Genomic DNA, 23,543 nt, shown 5'->3' on the forward strand with positions numbered 1-23,543 from the left:
TAATCATTAATTATATTCTAATAACAACATAATTATAATAATAATGCGAAAAAATTATTAAAATATTACATTAAATATTTAATTTTCAGATTTTTCTATTAATTATATTGATTAGTATAAATAGGAAGGAGTAAGATGTATATATACTAATGACAAAAATTAAAGGAGGGATTTTAGTATGAAAAGAACAAAGTCAATAATAATATCATTATTTGCTGCAACGATGATATTAAATGCTTGTAACAATGATGAGAGTGGAAAAAAAGAAGCGGAAGAGAAAACAGTAGGTGCACTCGTTATAACAGGCGATACAGTAACGGAGCAAGGCGGTTGTGTATTAGCTAGTAGATTTTCACCGGGTGACAAAATTGTTTTTCGTAATAATGTGCTAGATGGAATTACGAATGAGCAAGTAGCAGATGCAAAAGTTCAGGTACATTTATCTACTGGCGAAAAACTTGATATGACATATGGCAAGCACGGTGATGATAATTTCTGGGTAGTAGCTTATCCTGTTACTGAAGATACACCAACAGGAACGCTTGGCTATACAGTAACAGCCGAATATAACGATCAAAAAGGGGAATTTAAACCATTTAACGTTGCACCGTCACTATTAACGATTGTGTCAGATGAAGTGGCGCAAGTACCAAAAGAAGAGCCCGTCTCAGCAGAAGCAGATTTATCGACTGTAGAAACGAATCAACATGTGGAAATTATTAGTAAAAATTTTGATTTTCATGGCCCTAACGGGGAGAAAACATTTTATGTAAAAGCGAGTGAGGAAGTAACACTATCTTTAAAATCCGAAGAAGGTATGCATGGGGTAAATGTGGAAGGCTTAAATGTAAATTTAGACAAGGATGGTTCAGTTAAATTCACACCTGAAAAATCAGGAGAATTTAATATAGTATGTAGTGTTTTCTGTGGTGCTGGTCATGGAGATATGACAGCTAAATTGGTTGTTGTTCAATAAAGGGGGCACATTTTCATGAAATGGACGATTATAAAGCCATGCCTTGCTATCCTCGCTTTAAGTGCTAGTCTTAGTTTAGCAGCTTGTTCTGAGCAAGAGGAACAAGCTGCAACGGAGAAACAGCATACTACATCTAAAGCAGCTAGTGAGAAAAAAGAAACTGTAGAAGAAAAACTACTGAACAATATCACATTATCAGCGCAACGTGGTTTTGTACGCGATGAAGTAACATTTAATGTGACGGATTTAAAAGGAAATGAGCCCGTAGAATTAGTGTGGAACGCTATTGATGGCGAATATATTGTCGAAGATTTATATGCCGTAATTGGTCCGAAATTTACAGAAAAAGAGATGATTTTACTTGAGGGAAAAGCAGGTGTGGATGGACAATGGTCTGGTAAGTTCAATGTACCAGAAGGGTTTGGCGGTGATTTTACATTATGGGTAAAACAAGGCGGTAAAAAAATTGGACAGGTCGGCTATACTGTAGATCCATCATTTAATATGGAGCCAAAATCTGGTCCCGTTGGTACGGAAATCACGATTAAAATGGAAGGTCTCGGTTGGAGTACATATATGCGTAATTGGCAATTAACTTATGACAATAAATATACTGGACTTGTCACGGGTATATCTACGAATGGAACAGCTGAGGCAAAAATTCGTGCTGCAGGTACTGTCGGTGACCATGCGATTCGTTTACGTACAGGCTACTTGGGTATGCAATATATTAACTATTTACAGTCACCTTATCCAGATAAGCCGGCACCAGATTTTATGTTTACGATAACAGAAGGTATCGCGCCTACAATTGCCAATCATGTGGAGAAGGCTCCTGTAGCTGCCTCTGGAGGTGTTGTGATGCCAGAGCTAAAGCAAAAGCAGGGCGTAAAAGTTGAACTAAGTGTAAAAGAGGGAGTCGTAGATGCACCAGTTTCATTAACTTCATCTGGGCTACCAAAAGATACAGAAATTGAGCTTGTGTGGAACACGATGAAAGGCAGTCGTGTTAGCGGTAAAGGCTTTGGAGAGGACATATCCACGCTTGCTAAAGTCAAAACAGACAAAGAGGGTAATATAAATTATACTTTCAAAGTACCGGATGATTTAGGAGGCATTCCTCATCGAATTGATTTAGTGGACGATGGAGAGGTGTATGGCCAAACCTATCTACGCATTCTACCGTCCATCGTCGATTTTACACCGAAAGCAGGTCCAGTAGGCACGAAAATTGCCATTACAATAAAAGGTGGCGGTTGGACTGAGTACGATAACGCGTACTACTTAACATATGACAATGCTTATACGGGCTATTTATGTGCTTTTAACAGTCAAGGTAATTTAACGTTTGATGTCATCGCAACAGGGGAAGTTGGGCACCATTTAATCGACTTATACCCTGGAATTTATAAACAGCAGGAAAAGGATACTGATATGACGTTAATTCCACAATTAACATATTCAACAGATCATCCGGGTTCAGCTATGCCGGCTATTCGCTTAGCATTTGAAGTGACAAACTAATAATAGATTTAGTAACTTACCACTTTAAAGCGTTAATTATTTCCTAGAAAACACAAAAAATAACAGTCAGATTGTTGACAATTATTTCAATAATATGATAATCTTCAAGAATACTATAACAAAACGAACAAAGGAGGACATGACAATGATGATTTTAACAGTACCATACCAAAGCACAACTGCATACATTGTCCATGTCTAACATTGTAAATTTAAATTGCAATGAAAGGTATGGGTTACACCTCACCTTTTACTAGAGACACATACTCTTTTTAGGGGTATGTGTCTTTTTTTATTGCAAAAAAGTTGTAGTGAAAAAAACAAAAGGAGTGTATGTAGTATGAGAAACTCAACACGGAAAAAGATTTTCAAAAAGGATTTGCTAGATAGTGGGTAGCAAGGCTCAACAGCAACGGAAGAAAGAAGGTAATAACGTATGTTCGATGTTTTAAGTAAATTAAGTTGGTTTTTTAAGCAATACTGGAAACAATACACTGTGGCAATTGTGCTATTGATGGTTGCCAGTGGATTAGAAGTTATTCCGCCGTATTTACTAGGCTCAATTATTGATATTTTAACAGCCGGTGAAATGACGACTGCTATTTTAACAAAATATATATTGATTTTCATTGGCATTATTGTCGGGGGGTATGTGCTGAATTTTGTGTGGCAATTCCGACTATTTGAAGGTGCCATTAACTTAGAGAAAATTTTGAGACGCAATCTTATGCAACACTTTTTGCGTATGACGCCAACCTTTTATGAAAAAAATCGCACGGGTGATTTAATGGCACGTGCAACAAATGATTTAAATGCAGTGTCGCTTACGGCGGGCTTTGGTATTATGACGCTAATCGACTCGACGATTTATATGGGCTTTATTATTTTTGCGATGGGCTATATGATTTCGTGGAAACTAACGTTTTTTGCCATGTTGCCTGTACCCATTATGGCTATTCTTATTCAATATTTAGGGAAGATTGTCCATGAGCGTTATATGAAAGCACAGGATGCCTTTGGAGAGTTAAACGATAGTGTATTGGAATCGGTGGCAGGTGTTCGTGTAGTCCGTGCATATGTGCAAGAGAAAAAGGATGAAGCGGCTTTTGGCGCGATGAGTGAAATCGTTTATGAAAAAAATATGCATACAGCAAAAATAAATGCTTTATTCGGTCCAATTACAAAGATAGGAACTGGTATTAGTTATGTTGTTGCACTTGGCTATGGTGCGCACTTAGTGGCAACAGAGGCTATGACAGTTGGGCAGTTAGTGACGTTCAATGTTTATCTTGGGCTAGCAGTTTGGCCAATTTTCGCTATTGGCGAACTCATTAACGTCATGCAGCAAGGTAATGCTTCACTTGATCGAGTACAAGGCACATTAAGCTATGAAGCGGATGTGCAAAATACAGTGAATCCACAAGCAGTGACAACACCACATTCAATTGGCTTTGCTGATTTATCATTCCAGTACCCAATGAGTCAGGTGAAAAATCTTCAGCAAATTTCGCTGTCATTGAAAAAGGGCGAAACACTTGGCATTGTTGGTAAAACTGGCGCAGGGAAGACGACTTTCCTACGACAATTGCTGAGAGAGTATCCAATTGGAGAGGGACAATTGTCCATTGACGGTGTTGATATTACGGCACAAACAAAGGAACAATTACTCGATTGGATCGGCTATGTACCACAGGATCATGTGTTATTCTCACGTACGATTCGTGAAAATATATTATTTGGTAAAGAAGACGCAACAGAAGCGGAATTACAAAAAGCAATCTATGCGGCTTATTTTGAAAAAGATTTAGCGAACTTATCGATGGGTCTGGAAACGCTTGTTGGTGAAAAGGGCGTATCTCTTTCTGGTGGTCAAAAGCAACGGGTGTCCATCGCTCGTGCATTGATTAAGGACCCTGAAATTTTAATACTAGATGATTCGCTTTCTGCTGTAGACGCCAAAACAGAGGCGAAGATTATTGAAAACATTCAACGAGAACGACAAAATAAAACGACGATTATTACAACACATCGATTGTCAGGAATTCAGCACGCGGATCTTATCATTGTGCTTGATGAAGGGCAAGTTGTAGAGCAAGGTACACATGATCAACTCCTTTCACAACAAGGCTGGTATAGAGAACAATTCGATCGTCAGCAGCTTGAAGGAGGTGCCTCATGAGTACGAGTAAACGTTTAACCAACTATGCTATGTATTTTAAAAAACCAATACTGCTTGGGCTATTTTTCTTAACCATTGCCGTTTTTACTGAACTTGTTGGGCCATTTATAGCAAAGCATATAATTGATAATTATATGACAATCGGCCAACTTGAGATAAAACCTATTACTTGGTTGTTAATACTTTATTTTACATTGGCAGTAGCAACAGCTATTTTACGTTATTTTATGTATATTTACTTGCAGATGGGTGCCAACCGTGTCGTGCAAAAATTACGTAAGGACGTATTTGAACATATTCAAACATTACCAATTCAATATTTTGATAATTTGCCAGCAGGGAAAATTGTTGCCCGTGTTACGAATGATACGGAGGCCGTGCGTAATTTATATGTACAGGTGCTGTCAAATTTCGTGACAAGCTTAATATCAATTATTGGTGTGTATATTGCACTTTTCATTTTGAATTGGAAAATGGCATTAATCGCACTTATTATGGTGCCAATTATTTATGTATGGATGATTTTATATCGAAAGTTTGCTGCCAAATACAATGATGTTATTCGAACAAAAATTGCAGACATTAATGCCATGATCAATGAATCGATTCAGGGAATGACGATTATTCAAGCATTCCGCCGTGAACAGCAGATGACGAAGGAATTTGACGATATGAATAATGAGCATTATGCCTACGAGCGAAAACTGTTATTCCTTGACTCGGCGACTTCCTTTAATCTTGTTAATACGTTAAGGCTTATCATGTTCACTATTTTCATCTTCTACTTTGGCACGCAATCGATTACGACAATGGAAGTTATTTCTGCGGGTACATTGTATGCCTTTGTCGATTATTTAACAAAATTATTTAATCCGATTACGAATATCGTCAATCAATTTTCACAGCTTGAGCGCTCGCTAGTTGCAGGGAAGCGTGTGTTTGAGGTGTTGGATATTAACGGCGAGCCCGTTTCAGAAGAGCGTTTACCTAGATATAAAGGGAATGTGGTTTTTGAAGATGTTTCCTTTGCCTATAAAAATGATGAATATGTGTTGAAAAATTTATCGTTTGAGGCACATCAAGGGGAAACAATTGCCTTAGTTGGACATACGGGATCAGGTAAAAGCTCCATTATGAACCTATTATTCCGTTTCTATAATCCGTCTAAAGGCAAGATCACCATTGATGGTGTTGATATCACTGCAGTACCTCGTCAAACGATGCGTGAGCATATGGGAATCGTGCTACAGGATCCGTATTTATTCACCGGTACAATTGCTTCTAACGTGAGTTTAAACAATCCCAAAATTTCACAACAAAAAATTGAAGCTTCGTTAAATGCAGTTGGTGGAGAACGCGTATTAGCAAACTTACCAAAAGGCTACGATGAACCGGTGATTGAAAAGGGTAGTACATTATCTTCAGGGCAACGACAGTTAATTTCCTTTGCGCGTGCACTAGCCTTTGATCCTGCCATTTTAATATTAGATGAAGCTACTTCAAATATTGATACGGAAACAGAAGAAATCATTCAGCATGCCATGGATGTTTTGAAAAAAGGGCGTACCACGTTCATCATTGCGCATCGCCTTTCAACGATTAAAAATGCAGACCGCATTCTTGTGCTTAAGCGTGGAGAAATTGTTGAACGTGGCACACATGATGAACTATTAGCACATGGCGGTATTTACGAAAAAATGTATCAAATGCAAGCAAACTCATTGAATTCATAGAAAAAAGCCCCAAATTGTGAGGCTTCCAGACTGAAGACAAACTCGGAACTTTAATCGGGTTTGCCTTCAGTCTTTTTCTTTCGGGTTCACAGGAGAACCGCTCGGGTCCATCGAGGTACCGCTCGGGGACAAGCAACCATCGCTTTGGGACAAGAAAAGTTCCAACCAAACTATGTGACAAAACATTGTAAAATGCTAATTTTTTCCGTAGAATTAAAGCGTAAAAACTAGAAATCGCCGTTTACCTGCATGCTGCTATAAATAGACGAACGCAAAGGGACAGGCAAATACTTTAAACTTTTAATTTAGGAGGGTTTATGAGGAAGAGAACAATTATTTTTAGCATACTTGTTATACTATGCTGCTACCAGATAACGTTTCTTGAAAAAGCATGGGCAAGTGAGCAAACAATGACCACAAAGATTAATCAAGTCATCTCAAAAAATTGGAAAACAAATGAATACAGTATTACAGTACGAGAAATGGATAGTGGGCATGTATTATACAGTAACAACGGTGAAAAAATGATTCGTCCCGCATCCACACATAAATTATTAGTGAGTGCCGCGGCATTAGATTTACTTGGCCCTGACTACCGCTTTACAACAAGGGCCTATATAGACGGACCGATAGAAGGCGACGTATTACATGGGAATATTTACTTGCAAGGTGGAGGCGATCCTACGCTATTGCCTGTCCATCTAGAATCCTTTGCCAATGGGTTAAAAAAAATGGGTATCACAAAGATTACAGGGAAGCTAATTGCAGATGATACATGGTTTGATGATGATCGTTTATCTAAGGGCATCGTGCCACAGGACGAACCTTTGTCCTACGCATCTCGTATTTCCGCATTAACGATTTCGCCAAACAGTCAATATGACATTGCCACAGTGCAAGTAAAAGTTACAGGCACAAAGGTTGGGAAGGCGGCGAGTGTTCAGCTTGCTCCGTATGCAAGTACGCTGCCTGTTGTTAACCAAACAAAAATTGTACAAAAGGGTTCTAAAAATACGCTAAAAATTACACGTGAATATGGGACAGACCGCATTGTGGTAACAGGGAATTTACCAGCGGGTTCAGAAAAAAGTACATATGTAACAGTTTATAATCCTACGTTGTATACCCTCGATGTATTTCGAGAAAAGTTAATGGCAAAAGGCATACAAAAGATGCTGCTCGAGGTTGGACAGGTGCCAGATAGTGCGCAACGCGTGGGTGTTTCCTATTCAATACCATTACAAGATATTAACTTTCGATTTTTAAAACTTAGTATTAACGGTATGGGAGAAATGTTTACGAAGCAAATTGGCAGAGAAGTACTTAGCGAAGGTAGCTGGGGTGCGGGGATACAGGCTATTCGAGCATATGGCATTGACAGTGGTCTCAATATGGATCAATGGTATTTTGAAGATGGCTCTGGTTTAAACAGCCAAAACCGTGTAAGTAGTATGCAAGAAAGCTTACTATTATATAAAGTTCGTAGTAAATCATGGTACTTTTCGTATTTAGATGGGTTACCTCACGCAGGAAGAAAAGGACAGCTTGTTGGCGCTACACTAGAAAACCGTTTAAAAGGTTATAGTGTATCTGCTAAAACAGGCTATATATCAGGTACCTATGCTTTAAGTGGATATGTCCAGGGAAAGAGTGGCAAATGGTATATATTTAGTATTTTGACACAAGCCAATAAAACATCAGCGATTGTAACCATTGATGAAATTGTTAAACAAATAGCCAATGAAATGTAAAGGCATGCAAGATGATGAGCAATTTAGTTTAAGAGTAATTAGTTTATTGTTAAACTAATTACGAATCAACTAAAAGGAGATGCTTATCTATGGGCAAATTACAAGATAAAATTGTTATTATCACTGGTGGTGCAGGTGGGATTGGTAGTGGTATGGCAAAAGCGATGTGAAAGAAGGAGCAATCGTTACTATTGTAGATTTGAATGAAGAAACAGGGAAAGCAATGGAACAAGAGCTTCAACAGATTTCTCCTAAATCAATGTTTTTACAAGCAAATTTAATGGAACGTGAGGATTTACCAAAAATTATTGATACAGTTGTAGCAAAATACGGTAAACTAGATGTATTGGTTAATAATGCTCATGCATCGAAACAAGCAACAATCGAAGACACAACACAGGCTGATTTGGACTTATCATTTAATACTGGTTTTTATCCAACATTTTATTTAATGCAAGCGGCATTACCTCATTTGAAGGAAACGAAAGGGAATATGATTAATTTTGCATCTGGTGCGGGACTTGCTGGTCATGACACACAAGGCGCATACGCAGCTGCAAAAGAAGCAATCCGTGGCCTTTCGCATGTAGCGGCAAATGAATGAGGACGTTTCGGTATTAATGTAAACTTAATCAGTCCAATTGCAAACTCTCCAGGAGTACAAGCATGGGCAAAAGCACAACCAGAATACTATGAAGCAGTAAAAATAAAATTCCAATGGGACGCTTTGGCGATGTGGAACAAGATATTGGTCGTGTAGCCGTATTTTTAGCATCAGAAGACTCTCAATATATCACTGGTCAAACACTTATGGTTGACGGTGGTTCTATTATGCTTCATTAATATTCTCGGATGTTCAAGGAGGATCTTTTTTGGAACAGACAAGTATTTTTAAACTCATTCATATGATTGAACAGATGAATAATGCAAATATTATACGGTTTACGAAAGCTTTTCCGTATCCGTTAGGTATTTCGCCGATTTTAGTACTAAACGAGTTGCATTCTAATGGGCCGCAAAAACAAGCAGAATTAGCGGAAACAATTGGCTATACGAAAGGCGCTATGACAAGCATAGCAGAAAAATTAGTAAAACTTGGGTTAGCAGAAAGACTGTATGATCAAGCCGATCGTCGCACGATACGTTTAATGATTACTAACGAAGGTGAAAAAGCTTTAGTAAAAGCTCAATCAATTGGTAAAGAAGTCTTTATTCAGCTTTTTGAAGTATTGAATGAGGAAGAGATTGCACAATATTTGCTGATTCAAGAAAAGTTAGTGCAAGGAATACAAGACAAACAACTATAGTTATAAACAAGTAAACCGTTTCAAATCATTTTTGAGACGGTTTCTTATTTTCCGAAAGTGAAGCAAACGATATAAACATATGTAAAGTTGTGTCGATTTTTAGAGGGTATGATCTATTAAAAATAATGGCAAGCGCAGATGGGCAGATTCCACAAGAGGACAGTTTTCTCAAAGAATTCCATCTGTTAAATTAGCTGGTGGTAGTAGTGAGGGGAGAGTATAGCAAATCTTAAACCTGACTGAGAAATTGGAACCGTCCAACAGTATTACCAAATTTGAATATGAATGAATATATTTACGTACATTTAGTAAATACTAGTGTACGTCTTTTTTTCGTCCAATATGCATATAAATAGACTAAATGAACTTTTTTCCAACCTAATACGTCAAAAAGAAGAGGGAAATTTTTTTAAAGCAAGAGAGGACTAAAGTATGGAAAAGAAAATGAAACGTTCAAAGGAAAAGAAAAGCAAGAAGAAAATTATGATATGGATTCTAGGTAGTTTACTGGCAATTTTTTTAGGTTTTCTAGGTACTGCTTATTATACCGTCCAGAAAACAATGAATAAAATTAATACACCACTTCTTGAAACGAATGCTGCAGAAAAAGAACAAAAAACAATTACGAAAAAAGAACCATTTTCTGTGTTAATGCTTGGAGTGGATGAACGTGAAAATGATAGTGGACGTTCAGATACGATGATAGTTATTACAGTAAATCCTGAAAAGCAAACAATAAAAATGCTAAGTATTCCTCGTGATACACGTACAGAGATTATCGGTCATGACTCCGTCGATAAAATTAATCATGCCTATGCATTTGGTGGTGTTCCGATGGCAATGGATACAGTTGAGAATTTTTTAGATATTCCACTCGATTATTATGTATTCATCAATATGGAGGGCTTCTTACAAATTATCGACACACTTGGAGGTGTAACGATACAAAATGATATGGATTTAACATATAACTCCTATCATTATCCAAAGGGTGAAGTAAATTTAAATGGTGATGAGGCACTTATTTTTTCACGTATACGGTATGAAGACCCCCGCGGTGATTTTGGACGACAAATTCGCCAACGACAAATTATCGAAGCGGTTATGAAGAAAGCGTCTACTCCTTCTGTACTTTTAAAGGCTACTGATATGCTTGATGTAGTAGGCGAAAATGTGCGCATGAATTTTAGTGTGAAGGACCTAATTCAACTGCAAGGTATTTATAAAAAAATGAATAGTGATATTGACCAGCTTTCATTCGAAGAGGGATCAGGCACGAAAATCAATAATATATGGTATTATATTCCAGAAGAAGCGGAATTGCAACAAATCCAAACGGAATTAAAAACGCATCTGCAATAAAATAAACTGAAAATTGTAAATAACAATAGTGTGATCTGACAATTAAAGTATGCTGTAAATTTTGTTAATGGGGGGAGGGAATTTCATGAATGGGAGGACCCAGGTGCTTAGGTATACAGCTCTAAATAACTGCATGCAAAGCTATATACCTACACGTAAGGTACGAAAAAGTCCAATCAAATCAGCTATGCGAAACTTACAACTACTTTGTCTAAAACTTTTCATGTAAGTCTAAAAAAATCATTCAGGTAGGATGCATGCCTAGTTGAATGATTTTTTTGTTTCGTTTGAAATATCAGAAAATTTAGTGTATACTATAAATATCAGATGGTTAAGGGAGTGATAGTATTGATGATAGGTACCATTTTATTGGCAATCGCATTGCCTATCGGTATAGTATTAGCAGTAGATTTGTTTAACGAACAGCATCACTCTGCTACACAAAGTAACCATTCTTAATATCCTAAAATAATAATATAGAATGCTCTGTAGACAAAGCTTTTTATGGCTTTGTCTATTTTTCATGAATTAGAAACATTTTGGGCTGATAAGCGTCACTATTCTTATAGAAAATGCTATACTATAAGAAAACAGTATCGGGGAATGAGCATGCAAGAAGAAAAAACGAATTTAAAAAAAGAAGTACTATCCTACATTAAAATTATTGTCATTACAGTTCTTGTCGTATTGGGGTGTAAACAATTTTTATTTGCCCCCATTAAAGTACAAGGTGCTTCAATGTATCCCACTTATGAGGATAAGGACATTATCATTGTCAGTAAAATAAGTAAAATTGAACGATTTGACCAAATTGTTTTCCAATCACCAACTGAGGATGAATTATACATTAAACGTGTAATTGGACTACCTGGGGATACTGTGGAAATGAAAGACGATGTTTTATATGTAAATGGCAAAGCTTATCAAGAAGATTATGTGAATCGCCCAACAGATGATCCGAATCAATTACGTACTACAGAAAATTTTACTTTAGAGGAACTAGTTGATCAGAAAAAAGTGCCGGAAGGTATGTACTTTGTGCTTGGTGATAATCGTTTGAAAAGCTATGATAGCCGTCATTACGGTTTAATATCTAAAGATGCAGTATATGGAGAATCGAAAATAACGCTTTACCCGTTCAAGCATTTTCATATTGGACGAGAATAATCTTAGTGATAACAACACTTTTTAACAGTCTTCATTACCTACACTTTTAATAAAAGAGGTCGACTCAGATTTTAACTTGAGTTGACCTCTTTTTAGTATTTATTTTTTAGATAATGCTGTACACACTTTATAAGTGGGGTAATGAACACAGACATGGGCATTTTCGACTGTTTCTTTTATCGGGGTTTGCTGTTTGTCCACAACGGGAAAATGAATAGTTGGTTCTTGTGCCGTAAATTCTTCTAACACTGGCTCCACGCCGTAAAACAGTCCTAAAAAATAACAAACTAAACCGACTATACGCAAACAATCACCTCCCTATGAAAACTTCTTATATACTTATGTATGGTCAAATGGTGAAAATTATAAGCAATATTAGCAAAAAGGACATTGCGGGGGGAAATTCTAGGAGAGGGAGCGGAATCATAATGAGCCTTGCGTATAAAAAATGTTGTAAGAAAAAATACAATATGCTAATATAGCTAAAGTAAAATAATTTGATATGTATAACCTCAATAATATGGATTGAGGGTCTCTACCAGGAACCATAAAAATCCTGACTACAAAAATTATGCTTTCATTTTTGTAGTCAGGATTTTTTTATCATTAACCCGTACAAGATGGAGGCAATAGAAGGGTTGATTTTCATGAATTGGAGAGTTTTTATACTGGCTGCTACTACTTTTGCAGTCGGATTAGTAGAGTTAATTGTAGGTGGGATACTACCTAATATTGCAGATGATTTAAATGTATCGTTAGCGACAGCCGGGCAGCTCATTACTATTTTTGCGTTAGTGTACGCCATTTCTGCTCCTGTACTTTTATCAATAACGGCAAAAGTGGAAAGGAAACGCTTGTATCTTCTTGCTTTATTGGTTTTCACTTTAGGCAATATTATGACATTCTTCAGTGCTACATTCCTCACAGTGATGATTGCTAGAATCATAACTGCAATGAGTACGGCATTGGTGATTGTTCTGTCACTCACAATTACAACAAAAATTGTAGAGCCAAGACATCGCGCAAAAGCACTGGGGCTTATTTTTATTGGGGTCAGTTCTTCCCTTGTAATAGGTGTTCCAATGGGGATATTTATAACAGAAGCCTTTGGTTGGCGTACTGTTTTCTTAGGGATAGGACTACTATCAACAGTTTCAATGATACTAATTTATTTACTGTTAGAAAAAATGCCAGTGGTAGAGGTTACACCTTTAAAAGTTCAAATTAAATCATTAGCAAACTTAAAAATATCGAGTGCCCATTTGACTACGTTATTTATGCTAGCTGGTCATTATATGCTTTATGCTTATTTCACACCATTTTTAGTAGAGGCATTTGATTTGAATTCATCCTGGATAAGCATTTGTTATCTTATATTTGGTATCGCGTCTGTAAGTGGCAATGCCATTGGTGGTTGGTTAAGCGACAAATTAGGTTCTGGCAAAGCTATTGTAATTGTTATTTCGACATTCGCAATTGTACTATTTTCGATTCCTTATACAATCATAGCTTTCCCGCTCTTTTTAATTGTCACAGTATTGTGGGGAGCACTTAGTTGGGCCCTTACACCGCCTTTACAAAACTATTTAATACAAACGGACCCTCAAACATCGGATATTCAACAAAGTTTAAATACTGCGGCTTTACAAATCGGTATATCCATAGGATCAGCAGTTGGTGGAGCATTGTTTGCAATGACAGGTTCTGTCATGGATTTAGCAAGTTTTGGTGCTGTATTAGTTTTATGTGCATTAGCATGTGCTGTTTTTTCACTGAAACGAGCACCATTATCTCAAGAAAACCCGACTTCTAATTAAATAAAACCATTGTGCTTATTGTTTTTTTGGTTCCTCATTGCGGACTAGCGGTAAAAGAGTCTTTTGGTAATGAACAGAGATTGCCATTAACCTAGATATAGTTTAAGTACCCCCAGCTATAAAATTGCTAGGAACAGAGCAGATTTATCGTCGATTTTAAGTAGAAAAGAAGGATTAGTTTGGCTGTGAATCGAATGTAGTGTAGAGGGAGGCTGGTAAATAAATGCAGGTAGATTTAACAGAATTTGAAGGATTGAATGTGAAAATTGTTGCGACGATTGACCAAACGCTTTATCGAAACGTTGGTGCTATTATCTTATATGAGGAGGACTCACACATTTTATCTGTACGAAAACTGAAACGAAAAATCGCTGATCAATATATACCAACAGACGAACTCCAAAACTTTACATTCGATTCAAAAGCGGATGCCATTAAATTTACACACAAGCTCACTAGAATGAGCGCGCTCGATTATTTATTAGTAACAAACAGAGATAAATAATGAAAAATAATATAACTAGAAAATGTCATAGGGCTGCCTTTAGGTAGTCTTTTTCTTTATAGAAATATCAGGTTTGCTTAATGCAATTACCCTAGGAGGAGACGCGAACAACAACAAGCCGTCTCGAAAAATGAGACGACTGACAGTTCTGTATCTATGTGAGTTAGCACAAACGCTTAAGATATAGTAGTAGGGACGGGCAACCAACCTTTATCTTTACTAAGTTGTATTAACTTTGCTCCAAGTATGGCATTCTTCATATGAAATTGACCAAACAATTTAGTTAAGTTAGTCTGAGTAGACGCTTCCATTGCTTGGGTAGAAGCAATTAAAGCAGAAGCGATATTCATGGATAAGACTGCACTGATATCTGTATCGTTAACTTTTTTAACACCCCGAATATCACGGAGTTGCATCGTGAGATTTTCACGAGGCATAGGAGGAATAGCTATGTGATTTTCTGTTAGTAACTGTTCTAATTGCTTATTTCCATCTTTCAAGACTTCAATAAACTCCACAATGATAGCCCTCAAATCTTTATCCAAAGCATGCTTGTAAAACGAGTGATTCGCAGTGATATAGCCGTTATTTAAAGTGAGATGTGTCCAAATCGTAAATAACTCATTAAAACGTAATGATAGAGATGTTAAATTTCCATTGAAATATGCCATAGTTACACTTCCTAATTCCTATTATAGTTTTTTTATATGAGAATAGGATGGGCTATAAATATATATTTTATTCAACTTTTCGAAAAAAAGGGTTTTTTTGGGTGGTGTATAAAAGAATGCACGAATGAAGCTTCTTTTTATTTTTAGTTATCACCTTAGTATTTTTGTGGATTGGGTAAAAGCATTGTAGAGGTGTCATTAAATAAGTATTACATTTCAAGTGTGCTTCAATAGGATGTAAAAGATTGTCTGACGAGCGAAAACAATATCATTTATTTATGTAGTTGCTCATAAAAAAGCTGTAGCAATAGGCGCTACAGCCAGTACATTATTGTGATCCATATGGATAACTATAGGGATATTGGTAGTGATAAGGGTTCATCGGCTGGTGATAGCCGTTTCCATAAGGATTGATGTGATTAGGAGAAGTCTGATGTTGATTGGCACCTTTGCAATGATTGGCAGGACCAATATAAGTTGTTGGTACAATCGGAGCTATTGTTTTCTTCCACTGATTTTCATCTAAACAATATGTGTGTGCCATCACATTAGCTGGCGTAAATTTCAATATATCTGAACCTAAAATGACTTCAGGTGTGGGAGCATCAAAAATGGCAAGTAAGTGCGTATTATCGGCTGTAGCAATTTCATAATGCCACCAGCCCTGTGGCACATTTGCAACTTGCCCTGGTCTAATTGGATAGTTTTGAATTTGTTTTGTCAAAGGGTTAAGTAAAGACACTGTTGCAGCCCCAGAAATACAATAGACAAGTTCGCCAGCATTTTGATGGTAATGTGGCTCAACTACATTGTTTGTACTAAGAAAAATATCTAGCAATGATACATTTTCAAGAGTGTTTAACTGTTCAACACCTAGAATATTGATGAAATTTTGACTATCCTTTTTAAAAAGTGGGCTTTTATTTACATCAAATGTGAACTGCGCTGAAGGTGAAGTGTAATCAATATTGGAACTAATATTTACATCCTTTCCTGAATGAATTTAGATGTTTGTCACTAGTACAGGATATGATTAGTGCTGTTGTAGCATTAAACGAATGCCCATTTCACGAAGAGCTGTTAAAATACCTTCTGCCTATATTGAAAACTTGTAATCTTTCAGAATGTCTGATTGTGAAGAAGCCCTTAGAGAGTAACACGGTGGTGAAGGGATTAGTGAAGACTGGAAAAGTGGCTATAAAGGATAAAGTGCATTAATGGATGTAACGAAAGAACGGTCAAAATTGAATAGGATACTGAACATAGATAGAACCAATCATGGAGATATTGGTGTAACTATTCAATGTGTTAGAAACAGGGCCAGCGACATTAGTAAAGCTGGTCTTTTTTGTCTTTTCATAAACAGACGCATTGTAATTTGTATAACTACTTCTCGTTAAGCACAAACAAAGCTTGATATTTTCGCTAGATGTCGTGCGTCTATATTAAAAAATATCACCACTATAACAAATATTTAAATTTCTATATCGATTATTATCATACTGGAATAGAACAAGGAATAATATTGAGTTAGATAAAGTATTACGGAGTAGATAGAACACAATATTTGAGAGCTACGACGTAAGGAAGTATAGCTATCAAATAGCATGTGATCGTAATGGGTCCGATCCGCTAACTATTGGAACATGTCTAAGCCCTTACTAATCTCTTCCTTTATTTTGATTTAAATTTTGATTGCAGCAGGATGAGTCTCTATAGAAATAAGCTATAGAGTGACAGTTTCTTTTGAAGTAGCATGCTAGTCTAGTAATTACACACGGGAAGGGGAATCGAATGGCAGAATATCATCAACAATTATCAGACGAAGTCATGGAACGGTTGAATGTAACAAATCAAGGATTGAGCGATGATGACGTCAAAAAGAGACAAGAAGTATACGGATATAATAAATTGGTGGAAGGGAAAAAAACAAGTACATTCGCTGTTTTCTTTGGGCAGTTTAAAGATTTATTAGTCATTATATTAATGGTTGCCGCCGTTATTTCATTACTATTAGGTGAAGTAGAGAGTACTATTGTGATTATGATTGTTGTTTTTTTAAATGCAATCCTAGGCACAGTACAACATGTCAAAGCGGAACAGTCTTTGGATAATCTAAAAGCTTTGACTTCCTCCGTTGCCAAAGTGATGCGAAATAATCAGCTAATAGAGATTCCTTCAAAGGACATAGTGGTGGGAGATATTCTCTTTTTAGAGGCTGGCGATTATATCAATGCGGATGGGCGATTGTTAGAAAGCTATAATTTGCATATAAATGAAAGTTCATTGACTGGTGAATCATTGGCTGTAGCAAAAAGTACAACGCCCATTAAAGTACAGCAAGTAACGATAGCTGATAAAAAAAATATGGTATTCACGGGCTGTTTTGTTACCAATGGACGTGGGACTGTAGTAGTTACTGCAATAGGTATGGAAACAGAAATAGGGAAAATTGCAAACCTGTTGGATACGGCGAAAGAGAAAAAAACACCTCTACAAATAAGTCTAGATCAATTTGGGGAAAAATTAGCATTAGGTATTACGATGATTTGTGTCGTCATTTTTACGATTGACCTTATTCGAGGACGCGAATTAGTAGAATCTTTTATGTTTGCGGTTTCGCTTGCCGTTGCAGCAATTCCGGAAGCTTTAAGTTCCATTGTTACCATTGTGCTGGCCTTTGGGACTCAAAAAATGGCAAAAGAAAATGCCATCATACGAAAGCTTTATGCTGTTGAAAGTTTGGGCAGTGTATCTGTTATTTGTTCAGATAAAACAGGGACATTAACCGAAAATAAAATGATTGTTCAACAAGTATATGTTGATCAAAAAGTTATTCCGCATGATCAACTACATACAGAAAATGCAATTGAAAAAGATCTTATTTTAAAGGCACTATTATGTAATAATGCCTTGGAAAGCGATCAAAAAGAAATAGGTGATGCAACTGAAATAGCACTCGTGAAATTAGGGAAGCAGTATGGTTTTGAGGAATTAATCGTCAGAAAGCACTATCCAAGAGTGGCAGAGCTTCCATTTGATTCAGACAGAAAGCTAATGAGTACAGTAAATCTCATCAATCAAAAAAATATTATGATTACTAAAGGTGCATTAGATGTTCTGCTATCTAAAATTGTAAAAATCCAAACTTCTAGCGGGATACTTGATATTACGGCAGAACATCGTAAAAAAATTGAAGAAGTGAATCGTAATTTTTCTATGAATGGTTTGAGAGTACTAGCAATTGCTTACAAAGAGATCATGCCCAAACAAACGATGAATGTAGAAGCTGAAAGAAATTTAATTTTCATCGGATTAATGGCCATGATGGATCCTCCGAGGAAAGAATCGAAAGAAGCGGTTGAAAACTGCATAAAAGCTGGTATTAAACCCGTTATGATTACTGGCGATCATAAAATCACTGCAACCGCGATTGCTAAACAAATTGGTATTTTAAAAGAGCCATCAGAAGCGATTGAAGGATATGAAATTGAAGGGTTAACAGATCAACAACTACAAGAAATCGTTCCACAGCTCTCTGTCTACGCACGAGTAACACCAGAGCAAAAAATTCGTATCGTTAAAGCTTGGCAGGAAAAAGGCAATGTAGTTGCTATGACCGGAGATGGAGTTAATGACGGCCCTGCCTTAAAACAAGCTGATATCGGTGTGGCAATGGGCATTACCGGCACTGAGGTAGCAAAAGATGCTTCTTCGATGATCTTAATGGATGATAATTTTTCAACAATTGTCAAAGCTATTGCGAATGGAAGAAGTCTCTATACAAACATTAAAAATGCTATTCTATTCTTATTATCAGGTAATGCCGGTGCGATTTTTGTTGTATTATATGCAACCGTATTAGGCTTACCAGTTCCTTTTGCACCCGTACATTTATTATTTATTAACTTACTTACTGATAGTTTGCCGGCGATTGCAATCGGTTTAGAGCCACATAATAAAAAGACCATGAAGGACAAGCCTCGGAATATTCGCACACCATTATTAAATAAAACATTTACTACACAAGTGGTGCTTGAAGGACTATTAATTGCTATCTCTACTATCATTGCTTTTCGTATAGGATTGTCAACTGGAGATACACTAACGGCAACTACCATGGCCTTTACAACCTTATGTTTGTCACGACTAGTCCATGGCTTTAACTCTCGATCGAAAGAATCGCTGTTTACAATCGGCTTATTTTCTAATAAATATACGTGGCTAGCGTTTTTAATTGGTTTTTTATGTCTACATTTAGTATTATTTGTGCCATCGCTTACAGGTATGTTCGAGGTGGCTTCCTTAAGTGGTGCACAATTAGGCTTAATTTATAGCTTGTCTTGTATGCCGTTTTTAGTTAATCAGTGGTATAAGCTGTTGTTCGTAAGAAGTAAGAACTAAGAAGTGAATAACGTTTCAAGCATTTTTATAACAAGTCGCTCATGAATGAGCGGCTTTTTGCCGTTTAGGACACTATGTATGGGTTTCGTTAGTAAAATGCGAGTGAGTTCTTGTCTGTTTGTGTTTTACTGTAAAAAAGCTCCGAGGCTGTTTGAAAATGGCTTTTATCCTTTTAAACATGATTTTAAATTCAATTGTTGATACCCATTGAATACTGATCAATGTTATGTTACAAAAATGTCATATTGTATCGTTTTTGGTCATGTAAAACGATGGTTTCAGCAAGATTTGCTTGTTATATTTAACGATGTTATGAGTTATGTCACTAGCAGGACTTAGGCGAAATATGTAAAACCAAAGGAGATACTAAAAATGAAACCATCATTAAAAATGTACATATGTATGATTGCTATGATTTTTGCACTTAATGGATTAATGCCACAAATAGCAAAAGCAGACGCTACAGAAAAAATTCAAAAGATTGAACAATTCGTTGAAGCGCAAAGAGCAATAAGTAAAATTCCAGGGTTATCGTTAGTTATTGTAGAGAAGGGAGAGACGGTCTATCAAAAAGGCTTCGGATATGCTAATGTTGAGGATAAAATACCTGTAACTGCTCAAACATTATTTGAAATAGGCTCCACGACGAAAGCATTTACAGGGCTAGCAATTCTGCAATTGGAAAAGGAAGGCTTGTTAGAACGAACTGACGATGTCCGAAAGTATATCCCCTGGTTAGAGCTAACTTATAATGGACAAGTGCAGACGGTTACTATAAATCAGTTACTTTATCATACGAGTGGGATAGCATCTAACACCATAGCTCATATCCCTGAAAGTGAAGCGGATAACGCCATAGAATTGACTGTGAAAACATTACTAAATCAACACTTAAATCGTATACCTGGCAGTTCATTTGAATACGCAACAATTAATTACGATGTATTGGGTCTTGTTATCGAGAAAATAACAAAACAGCCCTATGAAATGTATATAAAACAGCAGATTCTTGAGCCAGTCAATATGAATGATACATTTGTTGGGCTTCAACAAGTTCATTCAGCTGAGCTAGCAACTGGTTATAAAATAGGATTGATGCGAGAACAAAAGTACAGCCCACCCATTTATCGGGGAAATGTCCCGGCTGGGTATATTGTCAGCAATACGAATGATATCGCAAAATGGTTGAACTTACAGTTAGGAATCAGCCAGATTTACCCTATCGGAAAAAAAATCATTCAAGCATCACATATTCCCGATCAATCCGTAGAGCCATTCGATAAAGATACATACTATGCAAGTGGTTGGGGAGTTATGGAAAAAGACGAAAAACAATATATACTCCATGCAGGGGAAAATCCGACATTTACCTCGTATTTCATCATGCAACCTGATGAACAATTAGGAGTAGCCATCTTGTCCAATATGAACACGAGCTATACAACAGCTATAGGACAGGGCGTAATGGATTTATGGGAAGGAAAAAATGTTAACAATAATCATGCCGATAACTATCAAAAGTTAGATAAAATTGTGACCATCGTCTGTATGACACTATTCGTTCTGGGTGCATTTTTCAGCATTTTTTCGCTACTAATTGTGAGGAAGTTATATCGAAAACAACGCATGAGAGTATCTTTCAACAAAAAGAGGATATTGCTACTCTTCATACATTCGGTGATAGTAGCTGCCATTTTGACACTGATGATACTGTTCCCCAAAATTTTACTTGAGGGATTACCTTGGGGATTTATTAAAGTATGGGGACCATCTTCCATCTCTGTATTATTTTATAGTGTCATAGTGACAAGTGTTATGTATTATCTGTTTGGCTTATTGCTTATTGTTACTAAAAAAAAGATTTAAAGATGAAATAGAACAGCGTAGCATATGTTTATAAGTCACTCATTCGAAAATAATGAGTGACTTGCCTTTTTCTATTGCACGATAATTTTTATAAATTGTTATCAAGTTTTCAAGCATCCTAGAAAAAAAGGTGTGAGTACCCTCAAAATCACCACATAACAATACAATTAAAGACATATAAATAAAGGTAGTGAAAATATAGGCGTTGTTAAACATTACCAACTTCTAAATCTATCATTTACTAAAGACAATTAAATGAAGTAAATTCTTAAGGAAATCTTAAGGTACTAGAAAGGGAAAAATTAAGAATTAAATTGTATGCTAGAAATAATAGAAAATACGAAACCAAATGAAGAGCTAATACGTATTGGTAATAGCTGAGAATATTGAAGTAGGTGAAAATATGGCATATACCATTTACATAGTGTTAACAAAAACAGGCACATTATTGTCTAAAGCTATTGGCATGTATACGGGAAAAGAGATGAATCATGCATCTGTTGCATTTGATGATGGCCTTTTTGAAATGTATAGCTTTGGGCGAAGACAACTAAATAACCCATTAAGCGGTGGATTTTTACGCGAGGATGCAGAATCAGGGCTATTCGAAGCTGCTGACTGTGTTATTTATCGCTGTAAGGTATCGCATTATCAGTATTTAGAAATGATGAAAATCGTCCAATATATGTATTGGAATCGAGATCGATATAAATACAATTTTATCGGGTTATTTGGTGTTATGGTGCAAAAGGAAGTACGAAGAGAACGTGCCTATTTTTGCTCGCAATTTGTGGCAATGCTTTTAAAAGCTGGGGGCTTAAAGGTGTATCAAAATCCAGCGTTAATGACCCCTCACTGCATCGCACAATTGCCTTATTTAGAGCAAGTATTTGTTGGCAAGCTTGCAGACTATTTGCAAGGTGTACGTGAACCAGCTATGTTGTATGGTTAATGAAAACCTTCCAAAACTTATACGGTCTATTTTCTTCTATTGCTAACAATAGCGCCTCAGCGCAATTATCAAAATCTTGGACATCAAGAGAGTCATTAATTTAACACTCTTTGATTTCTCAAGTGTGTGCCACTGACGTGGTTGGCAATGTAGCACTTTGTTTTCTGTGCACAGCATACCCTAGTAGTGTGCTGTATTTAGCCTATGTTGCTCTGACTTACGCATGCTGTTTAGCGCAGATGAATGAAGATAAACTTTTAGTGTTACTTAAAGCGATTATTTACATAATAAAGCGGTATGCTTGTTTCATTAATAGAAGGAAGACATTGCATTTGAATCGCGGACTTTTCTAAATGACGTTTGGGACCAAGCACTCCGATTTAAGAGCAAAAGTAAATTAACGAACAGGCCTCCGCAGAGAAGCTATTGGAGAAAGTGTAGCTCTGTTGATAGATTCCTCTTTCCTGGTCCTACTATTACAAACTGGCTATAGATTATCTCGCTTTCTATTGGGTAAGAACTTTGGACATGACCTTTAAAAATTATTCCAGAGGGTTAATGACATGGGTGCCTGGAGATAGAAAACATTGGAAAGGGATGAAGCTTTCGACGTGGTCGTTTTTTTGGGACTAGATCCAATACAGTTAGACTTGAATCATTGACCATCGTCTAAAATTGTTAGTGCGAGGAAAGTACTCCCAGTCAATGATGGCTATATTCACTATGATAATCCTCGGGACTTTCACCCCTTACCGCATCACTTACGTGCTAATAATGTGCCACTTTTCTTTGGGAGTCGTGTTGCGCAATATAGCCATAGCTCACCCACCACGAAACTCACCCTTTTTGTTATAATGAAGAATTATATAGATGGGGGAGGATAAAAATGCATTTCGTGACAATCGAGGGTGTACCATATACTTGGCTGAACCAATTGCAAAAAATTCATGCACTAGTATTTGATGATGCAAATCTGCCATTGGAAAAACTTGAAAGTAAAGATGGTCTCATTTGTATATTTGCTATAGAGAACGAGGAAGTATTAGGTTTTAAAATAGGGTATACACATCCTGATGGTGTTTTTTATAGCTGGTTAGGTGGTGTTCATGAAAAAAAACGGGGGCAAGGAATTGCAAGTCAGTTAATGAAACAGCAGCATGAACATATACAGGCACTTGGCTTTAACAAAGTACGTACATATGGTAGAAATGAGCGAAAAGCTATGCTTATGACAAATATTAAGCATGGTTTTGACATCGTTTCTACATTTGTCGACGACAAGGGTCGACATAAAATAATTTTCGAAAAAACATTGGTGTAAGGAGTTAA

General features: G+C 36.6%; 18 protein-coding genes, 1 pseudogene and 1 riboswitch. Of the genes and pseudogenes, 16 read left to right on the forward strand and 3 right to left on the reverse strand.

Translation table 11 applies throughout. The features are described 5' to 3' along the window. Positions 1–178: 178 nt before the first annotated feature. From C9J31_RS10995 to lepB, 10 genes and pseudogenes are all read left to right on the forward strand, one after another. A complete protein-coding gene (locus C9J31_RS10995) occupies positions 179–976 on the forward strand; it encodes a cupredoxin domain-containing protein (RefSeq protein ID WP_107924411.1) in 798 nt (265 codons plus the stop codon). Between the two features lie 15 nt (positions 977–991). Continuing rightward, positions 992–2,500 carry a hypothetical protein gene (locus C9J31_RS11000; RefSeq protein ID WP_107950381.1) on the forward strand — a complete coding sequence of 503 codons (1,509 nt, stop codon included), beginning with the start codon at positions 992–994 and terminating at the stop codon, positions 2,498–2,500. Between the two features lie 436 nt (positions 2,501–2,936). Then, complete coding sequence (locus C9J31_RS11005) at positions 2,937–4,679, forward strand: ABC transporter ATP-binding protein (protein WP_107950380.1); 1,743 nt, start codon at positions 2,937–2,939, stop codon at positions 4,677–4,679. Continuing rightward, positions 4,676–6,412 (forward strand): ABC transporter ATP-binding protein, encoded by a 1,737-nt coding sequence (locus tag C9J31_RS11010; RefSeq protein WP_107950377.1) that lies wholly within the window; start codon positions 4,676–4,678, stop codon positions 6,410–6,412. The genes C9J31_RS11005 and C9J31_RS11010 overlap by 4 nt, the downstream gene beginning before the upstream one ends. Before the next feature lie 317 nt (positions 6,413–6,729). Further along, on the forward strand, positions 6,730–8,163 hold the full coding sequence (gene dacB, locus C9J31_RS11015; protein ID WP_107950375.1) for a D-alanyl-D-alanine carboxypeptidase/D-alanyl-D-alanine endopeptidase: 1,434 nt from the start codon (positions 6,730–6,732) through the stop codon (positions 8,161–8,163). 89 nt (positions 8,164–8,252) lie between these two features. After that, positions 8,253–9,006, forward strand: a pseudogene (locus tag C9J31_RS11020) (SDR family NAD(P)-dependent oxidoreductase). Between the two features lie 29 nt (positions 9,007–9,035). Continuing rightward, complete coding sequence (locus C9J31_RS11025) at positions 9,036–9,470, forward strand: MarR family winged helix-turn-helix transcriptional regulator (protein WP_107950373.1); 435 nt, start codon at positions 9,036–9,038, stop codon at positions 9,468–9,470. A gap of 432 nt (positions 9,471–9,902) precedes the next feature. After that, positions 9,903–10,832 carry an LCP family glycopolymer transferase gene (locus C9J31_RS11030; RefSeq protein WP_107950371.1) on the forward strand — a complete coding sequence of 310 codons (930 nt, stop codon included), beginning with the start codon at positions 9,903–9,905 and terminating at the stop codon, positions 10,830–10,832. Between the two features lie 351 nt (positions 10,833–11,183). Next, complete coding sequence (locus tag C9J31_RS11035; protein ID WP_238602142.1) at positions 11,184–11,291, forward strand: transcriptional regulator; 108 nt, start codon at positions 11,184–11,186, stop codon at positions 11,289–11,291. A gap of 150 nt (positions 11,292–11,441) precedes the next feature. After that, positions 11,442–11,999: a signal peptidase I gene (lepB, locus tag C9J31_RS11040; protein ID WP_107950370.1), complete on the forward strand. Its 558-nt coding sequence runs from the start codon at positions 11,442–11,444 to the stop codon at positions 11,997–11,999. A gap of 99 nt (positions 12,000–12,098) precedes the next feature. Here lepB and C9J31_RS11045 read toward each other — a convergent pair whose 3' ends face one another. Continuing rightward, a complete protein-coding gene (locus C9J31_RS11045; protein ID WP_107924404.1) occupies positions 12,099–12,305 on the reverse strand; it encodes a hypothetical protein in 207 nt (68 codons plus the stop codon). A gap of 176 nt (positions 12,306–12,481) precedes the next feature. Next, positions 12,482–12,582: riboswitch (purine riboswitch) on the forward strand. Positions 12,583–12,646: 64 nt separating this feature from the next. Here C9J31_RS11045 and C9J31_RS11050 point away from each other — a divergent pair. Continuing rightward, positions 12,647–13,816, forward strand: coding sequence for an MFS transporter (locus tag C9J31_RS11050; protein WP_107924440.1), 1,170 nt, complete (start codon positions 12,647–12,649; stop codon positions 13,814–13,816). Between the two features lie 223 nt (positions 13,817–14,039). Next, the gene (locus C9J31_RS11055) at positions 14,040–14,321 is read left to right on the forward strand and encodes a hypothetical protein (protein ID WP_054768391.1); all 282 of its coding nucleotides are present in this window, start codon (positions 14,040–14,042) and stop codon (positions 14,319–14,321) included. A 176-nt stretch (positions 14,322–14,497) separates the two neighbouring features. Here the strand turns inward: C9J31_RS11055 and C9J31_RS11060 are convergent, their stop codons facing one another. Together C9J31_RS11060 and C9J31_RS11065 are read right to left on the reverse strand one after the other, a co-directional pair. Further along, the gene (locus C9J31_RS11060) at positions 14,498–14,992 is read right to left on the reverse strand and encodes a DUF3231 family protein (protein ID WP_107924403.1); all 495 of its coding nucleotides are present in this window, start codon (positions 14,990–14,992) and stop codon (positions 14,498–14,500) included. Positions 14,993–15,320: 328 nt separating this feature from the next. After that, entirely contained in the window at positions 15,321–15,971 is a 651-nt protein-coding gene (locus C9J31_RS11065) for a cupin domain-containing protein (protein WP_054768392.1), read from the reverse strand. An 815-nt stretch (positions 15,972–16,786) separates the two neighbouring features. On the opposite strand from C9J31_RS11065, the gene C9J31_RS11070 reads away from it, so the two are divergent. The 4 genes from C9J31_RS11070 to C9J31_RS11085 all read left to right on the forward strand — a co-directional run bounded on the left by C9J31_RS11070 (position 16,787) and on the right by C9J31_RS11085 (position 23,535). Continuing rightward, positions 16,787–19,396 (forward strand): cation-translocating P-type ATPase, encoded by a 2,610-nt coding sequence (locus tag C9J31_RS11070; protein ID WP_107950368.1) that lies wholly within the window; start codon positions 16,787–16,789, stop codon positions 19,394–19,396. A 372-nt stretch (positions 19,397–19,768) separates the two neighbouring features. Then, positions 19,769–21,262 (forward strand): serine hydrolase domain-containing protein, encoded by a 1,494-nt coding sequence (locus tag C9J31_RS11075; RefSeq protein ID WP_107950366.1) that lies wholly within the window; start codon positions 19,769–19,771, stop codon positions 21,260–21,262. A 367-nt stretch (positions 21,263–21,629) separates the two neighbouring features. Beyond that, the gene (locus C9J31_RS11080; RefSeq protein WP_238602138.1) at positions 21,630–22,214 is read left to right on the forward strand and encodes a hypothetical protein; all 585 of its coding nucleotides are present in this window, start codon (positions 21,630–21,632) and stop codon (positions 22,212–22,214) included. A gap of 886 nt (positions 22,215–23,100) precedes the next feature. Further along, entirely contained in the window at positions 23,101–23,535 is a 435-nt protein-coding gene (locus C9J31_RS11085; RefSeq protein WP_211634935.1) for a GNAT family N-acetyltransferase, read from the forward strand. Positions 23,536–23,543 lie beyond the last annotated feature (8 nt).

Origin of the sequence: Lysinibacillus parviboronicapiens, assembly GCF_003049605.2 — a bacterium.
Lineage (GTDB): Bacteria > Bacillota > Bacilli > Bacillales_A > Planococcaceae > Lysinibacillus > Lysinibacillus parviboronicapiens.